At 72.7% G+C, this 13,401-nt stretch carries 18 protein-coding genes; 17 read left to right on the top strand and 1 reads right to left on the bottom strand.

The window, feature by feature from the left end:
- Window positions 1–57: 57 nt before the first annotated feature.
- From hisD to OG361_RS10635, 11 genes are all read left to right on the top strand, one after another.
- On the top strand, window positions 58–1,380 hold the full coding sequence (gene hisD / locus OG361_RS10685) for a histidinol dehydrogenase (RefSeq protein ID WP_405853107.1): 1,323 nt from the start codon (window positions 58–60) through the stop codon (window positions 1,378–1,380).
- A complete protein-coding gene (locus tag OG361_RS10680; protein ID WP_384565802.1) occupies window positions 1,377–2,507 on the top strand; it encodes a histidinol-phosphate transaminase in 1,131 nt (376 codons plus the stop codon). The genes hisD and OG361_RS10680 overlap by 4 nt, the downstream gene beginning before the upstream one ends.
- A complete protein-coding gene (gene hisB / locus OG361_RS10675; RefSeq protein ID WP_015032911.1) occupies window positions 2,504–3,097 on the top strand; it encodes an imidazoleglycerol-phosphate dehydratase HisB in 594 nt (197 codons plus the stop codon). Before OG361_RS10680 ends, hisB begins: the two co-directional genes overlap by 4 nt.
- Window positions 3,098–3,099: 2 nt before the next feature.
- Window positions 3,100–3,264: a hypothetical protein gene (locus tag OG361_RS10670; protein WP_187623890.1), complete on the top strand. Its 165-nt coding sequence runs from the start codon at window positions 3,100–3,102 to the stop codon at window positions 3,262–3,264.
- The gene (gene hisH, locus OG361_RS10665; protein ID WP_405853106.1) at window positions 3,261–3,908 is read left to right on the top strand and encodes an imidazole glycerol phosphate synthase subunit HisH; all 648 of its coding nucleotides are present in this window, start codon (window positions 3,261–3,263) and stop codon (window positions 3,906–3,908) included. Before OG361_RS10670 ends, hisH begins: the two co-directional genes overlap by 4 nt.
- Window positions 3,905–4,633 carry a bifunctional 1-(5-phosphoribosyl)-5-((5-phosphoribosylamino)methylideneamino)imidazole-4-carboxamide isomerase/phosphoribosylanthranilate isomerase PriA gene (priA, locus tag OG361_RS10660; protein ID WP_405853105.1) on the top strand — a complete coding sequence of 243 codons (729 nt, stop codon included), beginning with the start codon at window positions 3,905–3,907 and terminating at the stop codon, window positions 4,631–4,633. Before hisH ends, priA begins: the two co-directional genes overlap by 4 nt.
- The gene (locus OG361_RS10655; protein ID WP_405853104.1) at window positions 4,630–5,031 is read left to right on the top strand and encodes a RidA family protein; all 402 of its coding nucleotides are present in this window, start codon (window positions 4,630–4,632) and stop codon (window positions 5,029–5,031) included. Before priA ends, OG361_RS10655 begins: the two co-directional genes overlap by 4 nt.
- Window positions 5,028–5,783 carry an imidazole glycerol phosphate synthase subunit HisF gene (gene hisF, locus OG361_RS10650; protein ID WP_384565791.1) on the top strand — a complete coding sequence of 252 codons (756 nt, stop codon included), beginning with the start codon at window positions 5,028–5,030 and terminating at the stop codon, window positions 5,781–5,783. Before OG361_RS10655 ends, hisF begins: the two co-directional genes overlap by 4 nt.
- 111 nt (window positions 5,784–5,894) lie before the next feature.
- On the top strand, window positions 5,895–6,482 hold the full coding sequence (locus tag OG361_RS10645; protein ID WP_405853103.1) for an ArsR/SmtB family transcription factor: 588 nt from the start codon (window positions 5,895–5,897) through the stop codon (window positions 6,480–6,482).
- Window positions 6,479–7,735 (top strand): MFS transporter, encoded by a 1,257-nt coding sequence (locus OG361_RS10640; protein ID WP_405853102.1) that lies wholly within the window; start codon window positions 6,479–6,481, stop codon window positions 7,733–7,735. The genes OG361_RS10645 and OG361_RS10640 overlap by 4 nt, the downstream gene beginning before the upstream one ends.
- Before the next feature lie 41 nt (window positions 7,736–7,776).
- Window positions 7,777–7,992, top strand: a complete 216-nt coding sequence (locus OG361_RS10635) for a hypothetical protein (RefSeq protein ID WP_405853101.1) — start codon at window positions 7,777–7,779, stop codon at window positions 7,990–7,992.
- 48 nt (window positions 7,993–8,040) lie between these two features.
- On the opposite strand, the gene OG361_RS10630 is transcribed toward OG361_RS10635, so the two are convergent.
- Window positions 8,041–8,676, bottom strand: a complete 636-nt coding sequence (locus OG361_RS10630) for a TIGR03085 family metal-binding protein (RefSeq protein ID WP_405853100.1) — start codon at window positions 8,674–8,676, stop codon at window positions 8,041–8,043.
- An 84-nt stretch (window positions 8,677–8,760) separates the two neighbouring features.
- On the opposite strand from OG361_RS10630, the gene hisI reads away from it, so the two are divergent.
- The 6 genes from hisI to trpC all read left to right on the top strand — a co-directional run bounded on the left by hisI (window position 8,761) and on the right by trpC (window position 13,394).
- Complete coding sequence (gene hisI / locus OG361_RS10625; protein WP_267043085.1) at window positions 8,761–9,111, top strand: phosphoribosyl-AMP cyclohydrolase; 351 nt, start codon at window positions 8,761–8,763, stop codon at window positions 9,109–9,111.
- A gap of 11 nt (window positions 9,112–9,122) precedes the next feature.
- Complete coding sequence (locus OG361_RS10620) at window positions 9,123–10,613, top strand: anthranilate synthase component I (RefSeq protein ID WP_405853099.1); 1,491 nt, start codon at window positions 9,123–9,125, stop codon at window positions 10,611–10,613.
- Between the two features lie 14 nt (window positions 10,614–10,627).
- On the top strand, window positions 10,628–11,278 hold the full coding sequence (locus OG361_RS10615; protein WP_405853098.1) for a TIGR02234 family membrane protein: 651 nt from the start codon (window positions 10,628–10,630) through the stop codon (window positions 11,276–11,278).
- 160 nt (window positions 11,279–11,438) lie between these two features.
- A complete protein-coding gene (locus tag OG361_RS10610; protein WP_384143573.1) occupies window positions 11,439–11,693 on the top strand; it encodes an HGxxPAAW family protein in 255 nt (84 codons plus the stop codon).
- Between the two features lie 251 nt (window positions 11,694–11,944).
- Entirely contained in the window at window positions 11,945–12,430 is a 486-nt protein-coding gene (locus tag OG361_RS10605) for a DUF2752 domain-containing protein (RefSeq protein ID WP_405853097.1), read from the top strand.
- A 154-nt stretch (window positions 12,431–12,584) separates the two neighbouring features.
- Window positions 12,585–13,394: an indole-3-glycerol phosphate synthase TrpC gene (trpC, locus tag OG361_RS10600; protein ID WP_384565770.1), complete on the top strand. Its 810-nt coding sequence runs from the start codon at window positions 12,585–12,587 to the stop codon at window positions 13,392–13,394.
- Window positions 13,395–13,401 lie beyond the last annotated feature (7 nt).

Here is a 13,401-nt window from a genome sequence, read left to right as displayed (position 1 = left end):
GTATCAGCCAGTGATACGGGCGTCCTGGGCCGTGGTGCCGTCTGCGAGAATTGACCCGTGATCTCTCGAATCGATCTGCGCGGCGACGCCCTCCCCGAGGGTGCCGCCCTGCGTGACCTGCTGCCCCGTGCCGAGTTCGACGTGGAAGCCGCCCTGGACAAGGTGCGGCCGATCTGCGAGGACGTGCATCATCGGGGCGACGCGGCGCTGATCGAGTACGCGGAGAAATTCGACGGCGTCCGCCTCGACCGGGTGCGGGTGCCCGCCGAGGCCCTGGAGCGCGCGCTCGCGGAGCTGGACCCGGCCGTCCGCGCGGCCCTGGAGGAGTCCATCCGCCGCGCCCGGCTCGTGCACGCCGCCCAGCGCCGCACCACCCACACCACCCAGGTCGTGCCCGGCGGCACCGTCACGGAGAAGTGGATCCCCGTCGAGCGCGTCGGTCTCTACGCGCCCGGCGGCCGCTCCGTCTACCCCTCCTCCGTGATCATGAACGCGGTCCCGGCGCAGGAGGCGGGCGTCGAGTCCATCGCGCTCGCGTCCCCGCCGCAGGCGGAGTTCGACGGCCTGCCGCACCCGACGATCCTCGCCGCCTGCGCCCTCCTCGGCGTCGACGAGGTCTACGCGGTGGGCGGCGCCCAGGCCGTCGCCATGTTCGCGTACGGCACCGAGTCCTGCGCCCCGGCCAACATGGTCACCGGCCCCGGCAACATCTGGGTCGCCGCCGCCAAGCGGTACTTCACCGGCCGCATCGGCATCGACACCGAGGCCGGCCCGACCGAGATCGCGGTCCTCGCCGACGACAGCGCCGACCCGGTGCACGTCGCCGCCGACCTGATCAGCCAGGCCGAGCACGACCCGCTCGCCGCCGCCGTCCTCGTCACCGACTCCACCGAGCTCGCCGAGGCCGTCGCCAAGGAGCTGGAGCCCCAGGTCCGCGCCTCCAAGCACATCGACGACCGGATCGCCCCCGCGCTCTCCGGCCGGCAGTCCGCGATCGTCCTCGTCGACGGTCTCGACGAGGGCCTGCGCGTCGTCGACGCGTACGGCGCCGAGCACCTGGAGATCCAGACCCGCGACGCGGCCGCCGTCGCCGACCGGGTCCGCAACGCGGGCGCGATCTTCGTCGGCCCCTGGGCCCCCGTCTCGCTCGGCGACTACTGCGCCGGCTCCAACCACGTCCTGCCCACGGGCGGCTGCGCCTGCCACTCCTCGGGCCTCTCCGTGCAGTCGTTCCTGCGCGGCGTGCACATCGTGGACTACACGCGCGACGCGCTCGCCGAGGTCGCCCACCACGTGGTGACCCTCGCCGAGGCCGAGGACCTCCCGGCCCACGGCGCCGCGATCAAGGCCCGATTCGGTTGGAAGGTCCCCCAGCAGTGACCGAGATCCGCAACCCCGACCGATCCCCCTGGGACGAACTGCCCGTCCGGGACGAGCTGCGCGGCAAGTCCCCGTACGGCGCGCCCCAGCTCGACGTACCCGTCCAGCTCAACACCAACGAGAACCCGTACCCGCTGCCCGAGGCGCTCGTCGCCCGGATCGCGGAGCGCGTCGCCGAGGCCGCCCGCGGCCTCAACCGCTACCCCGACCGGGACGCGGTCGAGCTGCGCACCGAGCTCGCCCGCTACCTCTCCCGCACCGGGAAGCACCCGGTCGCCGCGGAGAACGTGTGGGCCGCCAACGGCTCCAACGAGGTCCTCCAGCAGCTGCTCCAGACCTTCGGCGGCCCGGGCCGTACCGCGATCGGCTTCGAGCCCTCGTACTCGATGCACGCCCTGATCGCCCGGGGCACCGGCACCGGCTGGATCTCCGGGCCGCGCAGCGAGGACTTCACCATCGACCGGCCCGCGGCCGAGAAGGCGATCGCCGAGCACCGCCCGGACGTCGTCTTCATCACCTCGCCCAACAACCCCACCGGCACCGCGGTCGAGGCCGAGACCGTCCTCGCCCTGTACGAGGCGGCCCAGGCGGCCAAGCCCTCCATGGTGGTCGTCGACGAGGCGTATGTGGAGTTCAGCCACCGAGACTCGCTGCTGCCCCTCATCGAGGGCCGGCCGAACCTCGTGATCTCCCGGACCATGTCCAAGGCCTTCGGCGCCGCCGGACTGCGCCTCGGCTACCTCGCCGCGCACCCGGCCGTCGTCGACGCCGTCCAGCTGGTCCGCCTGCCGTACCACCTCTCCGCCGTCACCCAGGCCACCGCGCTCGCCGCCCTGGAGCACACCGACACCCTCCTCGGGTACGTCGAGCAGCTCAAGGTCGAGCGCGACCGGCTCGTCACCGAACTGCGTGCCCTCGGCTGTGAGGTCACCGCGTCCGACGCCAACTTCGTGCAGTTCGGGAAGTTCCCCGACACCCACGCGGCCTGGCAGCGGATCCTCGACCGGGGCGTCCTGGTCCGGGACAACGGCGTACCGGGCTGGCTGCGGGTCACCGCGGGCACCCCCGAAGAGAACGACGCGTTCCTCGACGCGGTCCGTGAACTGATGAAGGAGCAGAAGCGATGAGCCGCGTAGGCCGCGTTGAGCGCACCACCAAGGAGACCTCCGTCGTCGTCGAGATCGACCTCGACGGCACCGGAAAGGTCGACGTGTCGACCGGGGTCGGCTTCTACGACCACATGCTCGACCAGCTCGGCCGGCACGGTCTGTTCGACCTGACCGTCAAGACCGACGGCGACCTGCACATCGACTCGCACCACACCATCGAGGACACCGCCCTCGCCCTCGGCGCCGCCTTCAAGCAGGCCCTCGGCGACAAGGTCGGCATCTACCGCTTCGGCAACTGCACCGTCCCGCTGGACGAGTCCCTCGCCCAGGTGACCGTCGACCTCTCCGGCCGTCCCTACCTCGTGCACACCGAGCCCGAGAACATGGCGCCGATGATCGGCTCCTACGACACGACGATGACCCGGCACATCTTCGAGTCCTTCGTCGCGCAGGCCCAGATCGCGCTGCACATCCACGTCCCGTACGGGCGCAACGCCCACCACATCGTGGAGTGCCAGTTCAAGGCCTTCGCCCGCGCCCTGCGCTACGCCTCCGAGCGCGACCCGCGCGCCGCCGGAATCCTCCCCTCCACGAAGGGCGCGCTCTGACCGTGAACGGCCTCTCCACCATCCTCATCGTCGTCGGGCTCTTCCTGCTCGGCGGCATCTACTCCTTCGTGAAGCAGCAGATGCCCAAGGGCCTCATCGCGCTCGTCGCCTTCGGCGCCGCGATGTGTCTCGTCGCCGGCGTGCTGCGGCTGGACGTGTGGGCATGACCGCGACCGCCCCCAAGAAGGTCGTCGTCTTCGACTACGGCTTCGGCAACGTCCGCTCCGCCGAGCGCGCGCTCGCCCGGGTCGGCGCCGACGTCGAGATCACCCGCGACTACGAGAAGGCGATGAACGCCGACGGACTCCTCGTCCCCGGCGTCGGTGCCTTCTCCGCCTGCATGGACGGGCTCAAGGAGGCCCGCGGCGACTGGATCATCGGCCGCCGGCTCTCCGGCGGACGCCCCGTCATGGGCATCTGCGTCGGCATGCAGATCCTCTTCGCCCGCGGCATCGAGCACGGCGTGGAGAGCGAGGGCCTCGACGAGTGGCCCGGTACGGTCGAGCCGTTGAACGCCCCCGTCGTGCCGCACATGGGCTGGAACACGGTGGACGCGCCCGAGGGCAGTCTGCAGTTCGCGGGCCTCGACGCCGACGCGCGGTACTACTTCGTGCACTCCTACGCGGTGCGCGAGTGGAGCCTGGAGGTCGGCAACCCCAACATGCGCGCCCCCAAGGTCACCTGGGCCACCCACGGCGAGCCGTTCGTCGCGGCCGTCGAGAACGGCGCCCTGTGGGCGACCCAGTTCCACCCCGAGAAGTCCGGCGACGCCGGAGCCCAGCTCCTCACCAACTGGATCGGAACCCTGTGAGCACTCTCGAACTCCTCCCCGCCGTCGACGTGCGCGACGGCCAGGCCGTCCGTCTCGTGCACGGCGAGTCCGGCACCGAGACCTCCTACGGCTCCCCGCTGGAGGCGGCCCTCGCCTGGCAGAGCTCGGGCGCCGAGTGGCTGCACCTGGTCGACCTCGACGCCGCCTTCGGCACCGGTGACAACCGCGAGCTGATCGCCGAGGTCGCCAAGGCCATGGACATCAAGGTGGAGCTCTCCGGCGGCATCCGCGACGACGCCTCGCTCGTGGCGGCGCTCGCCACCGGCTGCACCCGCGTCAACCTCGGCACGGCCGCCCTGGAGACCCCCGAGTGGGTCGCCAAGGTCATCGCCGAGTACGGCGACAAGATCGCCGTCGGCCTGGACGTGCGCGGCACGACCCTGCGCGGCCGCGGCTGGACCCGCGACGGCGGCGACCTGTACGAGACGCTGGCCCGCCTCGACGCCGAGGGCTGCTCCCGCTACGTCGTCACCGACATCGCCAAGGACGGCACGCTCCAGGGCCCCAACCTGGAGCTCCTGAAGAACGTCTGCGCGGCCACCGACAAGCCCGTCGTCGCCTCCGGCGGCGTCTCCTCCCTGGACGACCTGCGGGCCCTGTCCGGCCTCGTCCCGCTCGGCGTCGAGGGCGCGATCGTCGGCAAGGCGCTCTACGCCAAGGCCTTCACCCTCGAAGCGGCACTCGAAGTGGTGGCCTCGGCATGACGGAAGCGGTGCGCAAGGTGGTGACCGGCGCTCCCTGGGAGGAGCAGTTCGGCTACTCCCGCGCGGTGGAACTGCCGAACGGTCTGGTCCTGGTCGCCGGCTGCACGTCGGTGGTCGGCGGCCAGATCGCCGACGGCGGCCCGTACGACCAGGCGGTCAACTCCTTCAACGTGGCGTTCGCCGCGCTGGAGAAGCTCGGCCTGGGCGCGGAGCACGTCGTGCGGACGCGGATGTACATCACCCACGCGCGGGACGTGGACGAGGTCGGCCGCGCCCACAAGGAGCTGTTCGACGCCGTCCGCCCCGCCGCGTCGATGATCATCGTCTCCGGCTTCGTCGACCCCCGCCTGGTCGTGGAGGTCGAGGTCGAGGCGTACCGGGCGGAGGAGTCCGCATGAGCCTCGCCGTACGCGTGATCCCCTGCCTGGACGTGGACAACGGCCGGGTCGTGAAGGGCGTCAACTTCCAGAACCTGCGCGACGCGGGCGACCCCGTCGAGATGGCCAAGCTGTACGACGCCGAGGGCGCCGACGAGCTGACCTTCCTCGACATCACCGCCTCCTCCGGGAACCGGGAGACCACCTACGACGTGGTGCGCCGCACCGCCGAGCAGGTCTTCATCCCGCTCACCGTGGGCGGCGGGGTCCGCGCGGCCGAGGACGTCGACAAGCTGCTGCGGGCCGGGGCCGACAAGGTGGGCGTCAACACCGCCGCCATCGCACGCCCCGAGCTGATCCAGGAGATCGCGGAGCGCTTCGGCCGTCAGGTGCTCGTCCTGTCCGTGGACGCGCGCCGCACCGAGTCGGGCTCCTTCGAGGTCACCACGCACGGCGGACGCCGGGGCACCGGCATCGACGCCGTCGAGTGGGCGCACCGGGCCGCCGAGCTGGGCGCGGGCGAGATCCTGCTCAACTCGATGGACGCGGACGGCACGAAGGACGGCTACGACACCGAGATGATCGCCGCCGTGCGGAAGCACGTCACGGTCCCGGTGATCGCCTCCGGCGGCGCCGGCAAGCTCTCGGACTTCCCGCCAGCGGTCGCGGCGGGTGCGGACGCGGTGCTCGCCGCCTCCGTCTTCCACTTCGGTGATCTGCGGATCTCGCAGGTCAAGGACGCGCTGCGGGAGGCGGGCCACCCGGTCCGCTGAGCAGTCGTCGGGAGGGGCTCCTTCGGGGGCCCCTTCTTCTCCACCAGACGTGCAGGATTATTTGTGCAATTTCTGTTGTGCAAGTTTTCTTGCGCATCTACGGTCGGTGTCATGACCTCGCAGGAGAACCGTCGGATCACCGACCTCGGCACCCTCAAGGCCATCTCGCACCCGCTGCGGATGCGCCTCTACCGCGCCCTCTTCGTGGCCCGCACCGCCACCGCCTCCCAGCTCGCCGACCAGGTCGACGAGGCCGTCTCGCTCGTCAGCTACCACCTGCGCAAGCTCGCCGACCACGGCCTCATCGAGGAGGCCGAGAACCGGTCGGCGGACGGCCGCGAGCGCTGGTGGCAGCCCAGCTCGTACGGCGTCAGCATCCGGGACGAGGACGTCCGCGGCACGCCCGAGCTGGCCGCCGCGAGCGACGCCCTCGGCCGCACCATCAACGAACAGCGCACCGAACTCCACCGGCGCTTCCTCGACGAGCGCCTGACCTGGTCCGACGCCTGGCGCTCCGCCTCCATCAGCTCCGAGTGGCTGCCCCGCCTCACCGCGGCCGAACTCACCGCCCTCAGCGACGAGCTGGACGCGGTCTTCGAGAAGTACGACCAGAAGGCCCGCGCCGCCGAAGAGGCCGGCGACACCGAGGGGCGCGAGAACGTCGCCATCCACCTCCACGCGTTCCCCTACCACTCATGACGGTCACCGGGCTCGCCCCCGTCGAGCGCCCCGCCTACCGAGACCCCAACGTCCTGCGCTGGCTCGGCGCGTACACCGCGTCCGCCACCGGCGACATGGTCTACCACCTCGCCCTCTCCTGGGCCGCCGTCCAGAGCGGCACCCCCGCGCAGGCCGGGACCGTCCTCGCCCTCAGCGCCGTGATGCGCGCCCTGCTCATGCTCGGCGGGGGAGTGGTCGCCGACCGCTTCGGGCCCTGGCGGGTCGTCATATCCTCCGACGCCGTCCGGTGCGTCGTCGTCCTCGGCGTCGCCGCGACGCTGGCGCTCGCCACCCCCGGCCTCTGGGTCCTCGCCGCCGTCGCGCTCGTCTTCGGAGCCGTGGACGCCCTGTTCATGCCCGCCGTCGGCGCCCTGCCGCCACGGATCGCCGCCGCGGGGCAGCTCGGCAGGGTCCAGGGGATGCGGGGCCTCGCCTACCGGATCTCGGTCCTGGTCGGCGCCCCGCTCGGCGGACTCGCGGTCGCCCTCGGCGGGTCGGCCGCCGCGTTCGGCGCCGCCGGGCTGCTCTTCGCCTTCTCGCTGCCCCTGCTCCTGACGCTCCGCCTCAGGCCGCTGCAGCCCGGTGAAGGGGCGGAGGCGCGCGAGAAGACCACCGCCCTGCGCGACCTCACCGACGGACTGCGCTACATCCGCCGCCACCGCGTCCTCGGCCCGCTGATGATCGTCGTCGCCCTCAGCGACCTCGGCTTCGTCGGCCCCCTCAACGTCGGCCTCGCGCTCCTCTCCGACCTGCGCGGCTGGGGCGCCGCCGGCATCGGCTGGATCCTCGCCGGCTTCGGTACGGGAGCGGGGGCCGCGTCCCTGCTCCTGACCGTACGGGGCCGCGTCCCGCGCGCCGGGTTCGTCCTCTCCTGGACCATCGCCCTCGGTGCGGCCTCGATCGCCGCCCTCGCATACGTGCCGCGGCTCCCGGTGGCCGTCGCCGTGTCCGTCTCGGTCGGCCTGCTCGCCGGCCTCAGCGGCGCCCTGTGCGGAGCGCTCACCCAGACCGCGTGCGACCCCGCCTACCTGGGCCGGGTCACCTCGGTGTCCACCTTCTTCAGCCTCGGCATCGCCCCGCTGAGCTTCCCGCTCACCGGCGCGGCCGTCGGACTGTGGGGCCCGGCGCCGGTCTTCACCGCCAGCGCCGCGGTCTGCGCCCTCGGCGGAATCTACGGCCTCTCGGTGAAGGCGCTCCGCCGCGCGGAACTGCCGGTCGCCCGAGCTGCGTGAAAGGGACCTGACACAATTCCGCACGCCCTAGCCTCCACCCCTTGTCGGCCTCGGCGGGCTCGGCGCAGGGCTCCTCGGAGGCCGGCGACGACCCGGCGGACCACCTGCCGATCCGCGTCTTCGACTGGTGCAATCCGCTGGAGAGCGCCCACATCCGGGGCGACGACGACCGCGTCGCCTGGCTCGCCGCGCGCGTGGGCGGTGCCTTCACCGGCAGGGTCGAGAGGGCGCCGATCCAGGGCGTGTGTCGAAAGTAGCGCCGGGCAGGCGGGACTTTCGACACACGCCCTGGGAAACGCAGCCCGTCAGATCCCCAGCTGCTTCGCCTCGCGCAGCCGCTCGATCGCCTCCGGCTCGCCGTCCAGGTCCACCTTGGCCGCGGTCCGTCGCCCGTACAGGTACATCGTGAGCTCGCCCGGCTCCCCGGAGGCCGTCACCACCGGGGTGCCGCGGTGGGCCACCACCGTCTGGCCGTTCGGGCGGCGCAGCACCAGGCCCACCGGGGCCTTCCGGCCGAGAAGACGGGCGGCGCGCTCCAGGCGGGACCAGAGGGCGTCCGCGAAGACCGGGTCCAGCTCGCGCGCCGACCACTCGGGCTGCGCCCGCCGTACGTCCTCCGCGTGGACGAAGAACTCGACGATGTTCGCCCCCTCGTCCACCTGCTTGATGGTGAACGGGGAGAACCGCGGCGGCCCCGTGCGGATGAGCTGGATCAGCTCCTCGTACGGCTTGTCGGCGAACTCCGCCTGCACCCGGTCCTGCCGATCCCTCAGCGCCGGTACGAGCACACCCGCCGCCGCGTCCGGGCGCCGCTCGCGCACCACCACATGGGCAGCGAGGTCCCGGGTCTGCCAGCCCTCGCAGAGTGTCGGGGCGTCCGGGCCCGCCGCTTCCAACAGATCGGCGAGCAGAAGCCGTTCACGTTTCGCATGCGTCGACATGCCTGCCAGCCTACGACCGGGGCCACCGGTCCGCCCAGTGGACGCCCCGCCGGACACCGCCCCCGCGCGCGGCACAATGGCGCCATGAGCAGCAATCTCGACCCGGCCATCGCCGCCCGCCTCAAGCGCAGCCCCGACGGACTCGTGCCCGCCATCGCCCAGCAGTACGACACCGGCGAGGTGCTCATGCTCGGCTGGATGGACGACGAGGCCCTCCACCGCACCCTCACCACCGGCCGCTGCACCTACTGGTCCCGCAGCCGCCGCGAGTACTGGGTCAAGGGCGACACCTCCGGGCACGTCCAGCACGTCAAGTCCGTCGCCCTCGACTGCGACGCCGACACCGTCCTCGTCAAGGTCGACCAGGTCGGAGCCGCCTGCCACACAGGCGACCGCACCTGCTTCGACGCCGACGTGCTCCCGCTCTCCCAGTAAGGTCTGGCGCCATGGATCTCGAGACCTTCCGCAAGCTGGCGGCCGACCGCCGCGTCATCCCTGTCAGCCGCAGGCTCCTCGCGGACGGCGACACCCCGGTCGGGCTCTACCGCAAACTCGCCGCCGAACGGCCCGGCACCTTTCTCCTCGAATCCGCGGAGAACGGCCGCAGCTGGTCGCGCTACTCCTTCATCGGAGTCCGCAGCGACGCCACCCTCACCGTCGTCGACGGCGAGGCCCACTGGCTCGGCACCCCGCCCGTCGGCGTCCCCACGGACGGCGACCCGCTCCAGGCCCTGCGCGCCACCGTCGAGACCCTCCACACCCCGCGCGGCCCCGAGCCCGGGATGCCCCCGTTCACCGGCGGCATGGTCGGCTACCTCGGCTACGACATCGTCCGCCGCCTGGAGAAGATCGGGGACTCCACCCGCGACGACCTGGAGCTCCCCGAGCTCACCATGCTCCTCACCAGCGACCTCGCGGTCCTCGACCACTGGGACGGCACGGTCCTGCTGATCGCCAACGCGATCAACCACAACGACCTGGAGACCGGCGTCGACGAGGCCTACGCGCACGCCGTCGCCCGCCTCGACGCCATGGAGGCCGACCTGGCCCGCCCGGTCGCCACCGTCCCCGCCGCCCTCCCCGCCTCCGAACTCCCCGAGTTCTCCGCCCTCTGGGGCGGCCCGGCCTACCAGGACGCCGTCGAGGACGTCAAGGAGCGCATCCGGGCCGGCGAGGCCTTCCAGGTCGTGCCCTCCCAGCGCTTCGAGACGCCCTGCGCCGCCTCCGCGCTCGACGTCTACCGGGTCCTGCGGGCCACCAACCCCTCCCCGTACATGTACCTCTTCCGCTTCGAGAACGGCTTCGACGTCGTCGGATCCAGCCCCGAGGCCCTCGTCAAGGTCGAGGACGGGCACGCGATGCTCCACCCCATCGCCGGCACCCGGCACCGCGGCGCCACCCCGCAGGAGGACCACGACCTCGCCGAGGAGCTGCTCGCCGACCCCAAGGAGCGCGCCGAGCACCTCATGCTCGTCGACCTCGGCCGCAACGACCTCGGCCGGGTCTGCGCGCCCGGCTCGGTGGAGGTCGTCGACTTCATGTCCGTCGAGCGCTACTCGCACGTCATGCACATCGTCTCCACCGTGACCGGCAGGGTCGCCGAGGGACGGACCGCCTTCGACGTCCTCACCGCCTGCTTCCCGGCCGGCACGCTCTCCGGCGCGCCCAAGCCCCGCGCCATGCAGATCATCGAGGAGCTCGAACCCTCCCGGCGCGGTCTGTACGGCGGATGTGTCGGTTATCTCGATTTCGCCGGCGACGCGGACACGGCCATCGCCATCCGCACCGCCCTCCTCCGCGACGGCACCGCGTACGTGCAGGCCGGAGCGGGTGTCGTCGCCGATTCCGACCCGGTCGCCGAGGACAACGAGTGCCGCAACAAGGCCGCGGCCGTGCTCCGCGCCGTCCACACCGCCAACCGGATGAACGGCTCCTGAGCACGTAGGGGATAGTGGGGTACGTGAGTGCCGTACCCGTACCCCAGCCCCGGGCCGCCCGCGCGGCCGTCCCCACCGGCGGCCGCCGCAGCCTGGCCGCGGCCCTCCTCCTCGGCGCCCTCGGCGCCACCGTCGTCCTGCTCTCGGCCGGCCAGATCTGGGCGGAGGGCACCGCGTCTGTCGGCGGCGGCACCGTCCCCGTCGAGGCCGACGGCGGCGCCGTCACCGGCGTGCCGACCGCCCTCGCGATCGTCGGTCTCGCCGCGCTCTTCGCCGTCTTCGCCGTCCGCCGCACCGGCCGCACCCTCGTCGCCGCGCTCCTCGCGCTCAGCGGCGCGGGCGCCGCGCTCGCCGCGGTCCTCGGCGCCTCCGACAGCACCGCCCTGGACGCCGAGGCCGCCCGGATCAGCGGCGACACGGCCGCCGCCGTGGCCGGTCTGACCCACACCGCCTGGCCGTACGTCACGGCCGCCGGCGCCGCCCTCATCCTGCTCGCCGGTCTCTTCGCCCTGCGCTTCGGCAAGAACTGGCCGGCGATGGGCGGCCGCTACGAGCGCTCCGGAACCCCGCGCACCGGGCGCAAGGCCCCCGCGACCGACCCGGACCGGCCCGAGGACCTCTGGAAGGCCCTGGACCGAGGCGAGGACCCCACCCGCGGCGAGTGACCGGAGGCCGACCGCGGCGAGTGACCGGAGGGCCGACCGCGACGCGTGATCGTCCGGGCACCCCCGATTCATCCTCGCGCGCCCGCGTACGGGACAATGGGCACCGAGTGTCCGCGCACGCGAGACCTCACCACCGAGCAACAGCAACGAGGAGCAACTCATGGCGGGCAGCGCCCACGGACACACCCCGGCCGCCTGGACCGGTGTCATCATCTCTTTCATCGGCTTCTGCATCGCCGGAGTCTTCATGGTGGCCGCCAACCAGCCCGGTTTCTGGGCCGGCATGGGTGTCATCGTCCTCGGCGGCATCGTCGGCGGCGCGATGAAGGCGGCCGGCCTCGGCATGCCGAAGGAGTCGGCGGCCGTCACCGCCGCCCGCGAGGCCGCGACCGCGACCGCGCAGGCCCGTTCCTGACGCGACACGACGCACTCGAAGGCGCAGTCCGGCCGTGCCGGGCTGCGCCTTCGCGCGTCAGGGGCGAGAATCACCGGGTGGACCCGCAGCCGACGGCCGAAGCCGAGACCGACGATTTCCTCGCCCGACCGGGCGAACCCGCGCGGGCGGACACGCCCGGTCCCGCGGGAGCCGCCGCCGGACCTGCCGTGTCCCACGTAGCTGCTGCACCCGTCGTACCTGCCGCACCCGCTGTCCCTGCCGCACCCGCTGTGCCCGCTGCCGCACCCGCCGCACCCGCTGTGCCCGCCGCCGCACTCGCCGTGCCCGCCGCCGTACTCCCCGTACCGCCGCGGACACGGCCGCTCGCCCGGCGGCTCCTCGCGCCGGTCGCCACCCTCGCCGGGGTCGCCGCCGCCTTCGCCTTCGTCGGCGCCGTCGACCCCAACGAACCCGGGCACTACCCCGTCTGCCCCCTGCTCCGCTTCACCGGCATCTACTGCCCCGGGTGCGGCGGACTCCGCAGCGCCCACGCCTTCGTCCACGGCGACCTCCCGGCCGCCCTGGGCGCCAACGCCCCGGCCGTCCTCGGCTACGGCCTCTTCGCCGTCGTCATGGTCCTGTGGCTGATTCGTGCGATCCGCGGGGTGCCCATGCGCCTCGCGATCTCCCCGGCCTGGTGGTGGGGGATCGGGGCCGTCCTCGCCCTCTTCACCCTGGTCCGGAACCTTCCCTTCGGCTCCGCGCTGGCCCCGTGAGGGTCCGCGCGCTCCCGCGAAAACCCCTACGGGAGTCCCAGCAAGTGGGACGCCGCTCCGGCCGATGCGATTCCGGGGCCGTCCTGCGGATAGGATCGATGTGGCTGAACCTGGTTCCTCATCACCATCACCGTCCCGGAAGGGGGCCTCTCGCGTGAGTGTGCTCGACGAGATCATCGAAGGCGTACGCGCCGACCTCGCAGAGCGGCAGGCGCGGGTCACCCTCGACGAGCTCAAGGAGCGCGCCGCCAAGGCGCCGCAGGCCAAGGACGGCGTCGCCGCACTGCGCGGCGACAGCGTCAAGGTGATCTGCGAGGTCAAGCGCTCCAGCCCGTCCAAGGGCGCGCTCGCCGCGATCGCCGACCCCGCCGGACTCGCCGCGGACTACGAGGCGGGCGGCGCTGCCGTCATCTCCGTCCTCACCGAGCAGCGGCGCTTCGGCGGCTCGCTCGCCGACCTGGAGGCCGTCCGCGCCCGGGTCGACATCCCGGTCCTGCGCAAGGACTTCATCGTCACCGCGTACCAGCTCTGGGAGGCCCGGGCGTACGGAGCGGATCTCGCGCTCCTCATCGTCGCCGCCTTGGAGCAGGAGGCGCTGGTCTCCCTCATCGAGCGTGCCGAGTCCATCGGCCTGACCCCGCTGGTCGAGGTCCACGACGAGGACGAGGTCGAGCGCGCCGTCGACGCGGGCGCCCGGATCATCGGCGTCAACGCGCGCGACCTCAAGACCCTCAAGGTCGACCGCTCCACGTTCGAGCGCGTCGCCCCCGAGATCCCGGACCACATCGTCAAGATCGCCGAGTCCGGCGTCCGTGGCCCGCACGACCTCATCGCCTACGCCAACGCGGGCGCCGACGCGGTCCTGGTCGGCGAGTCCCTCGTCACCGGCCGCGACCCGAAGGCCGCCGTCGCCGACCTGGTCGCCGCCGGCGCCCACCCGGCCCTCCGGCACGGCCGGAGCTGACCCCGAG

This window comes from Streptomyces sp. NBC_00090, assembly GCF_045160815.1.
Lineage (GTDB): Bacteria > Actinomycetota > Actinomycetes > Streptomycetales > Streptomycetaceae > Streptomyces.
Note: the sequence above shows the minus strand (reverse complement) of the source record. Positions and strands in the feature narration are given on the sequence as shown.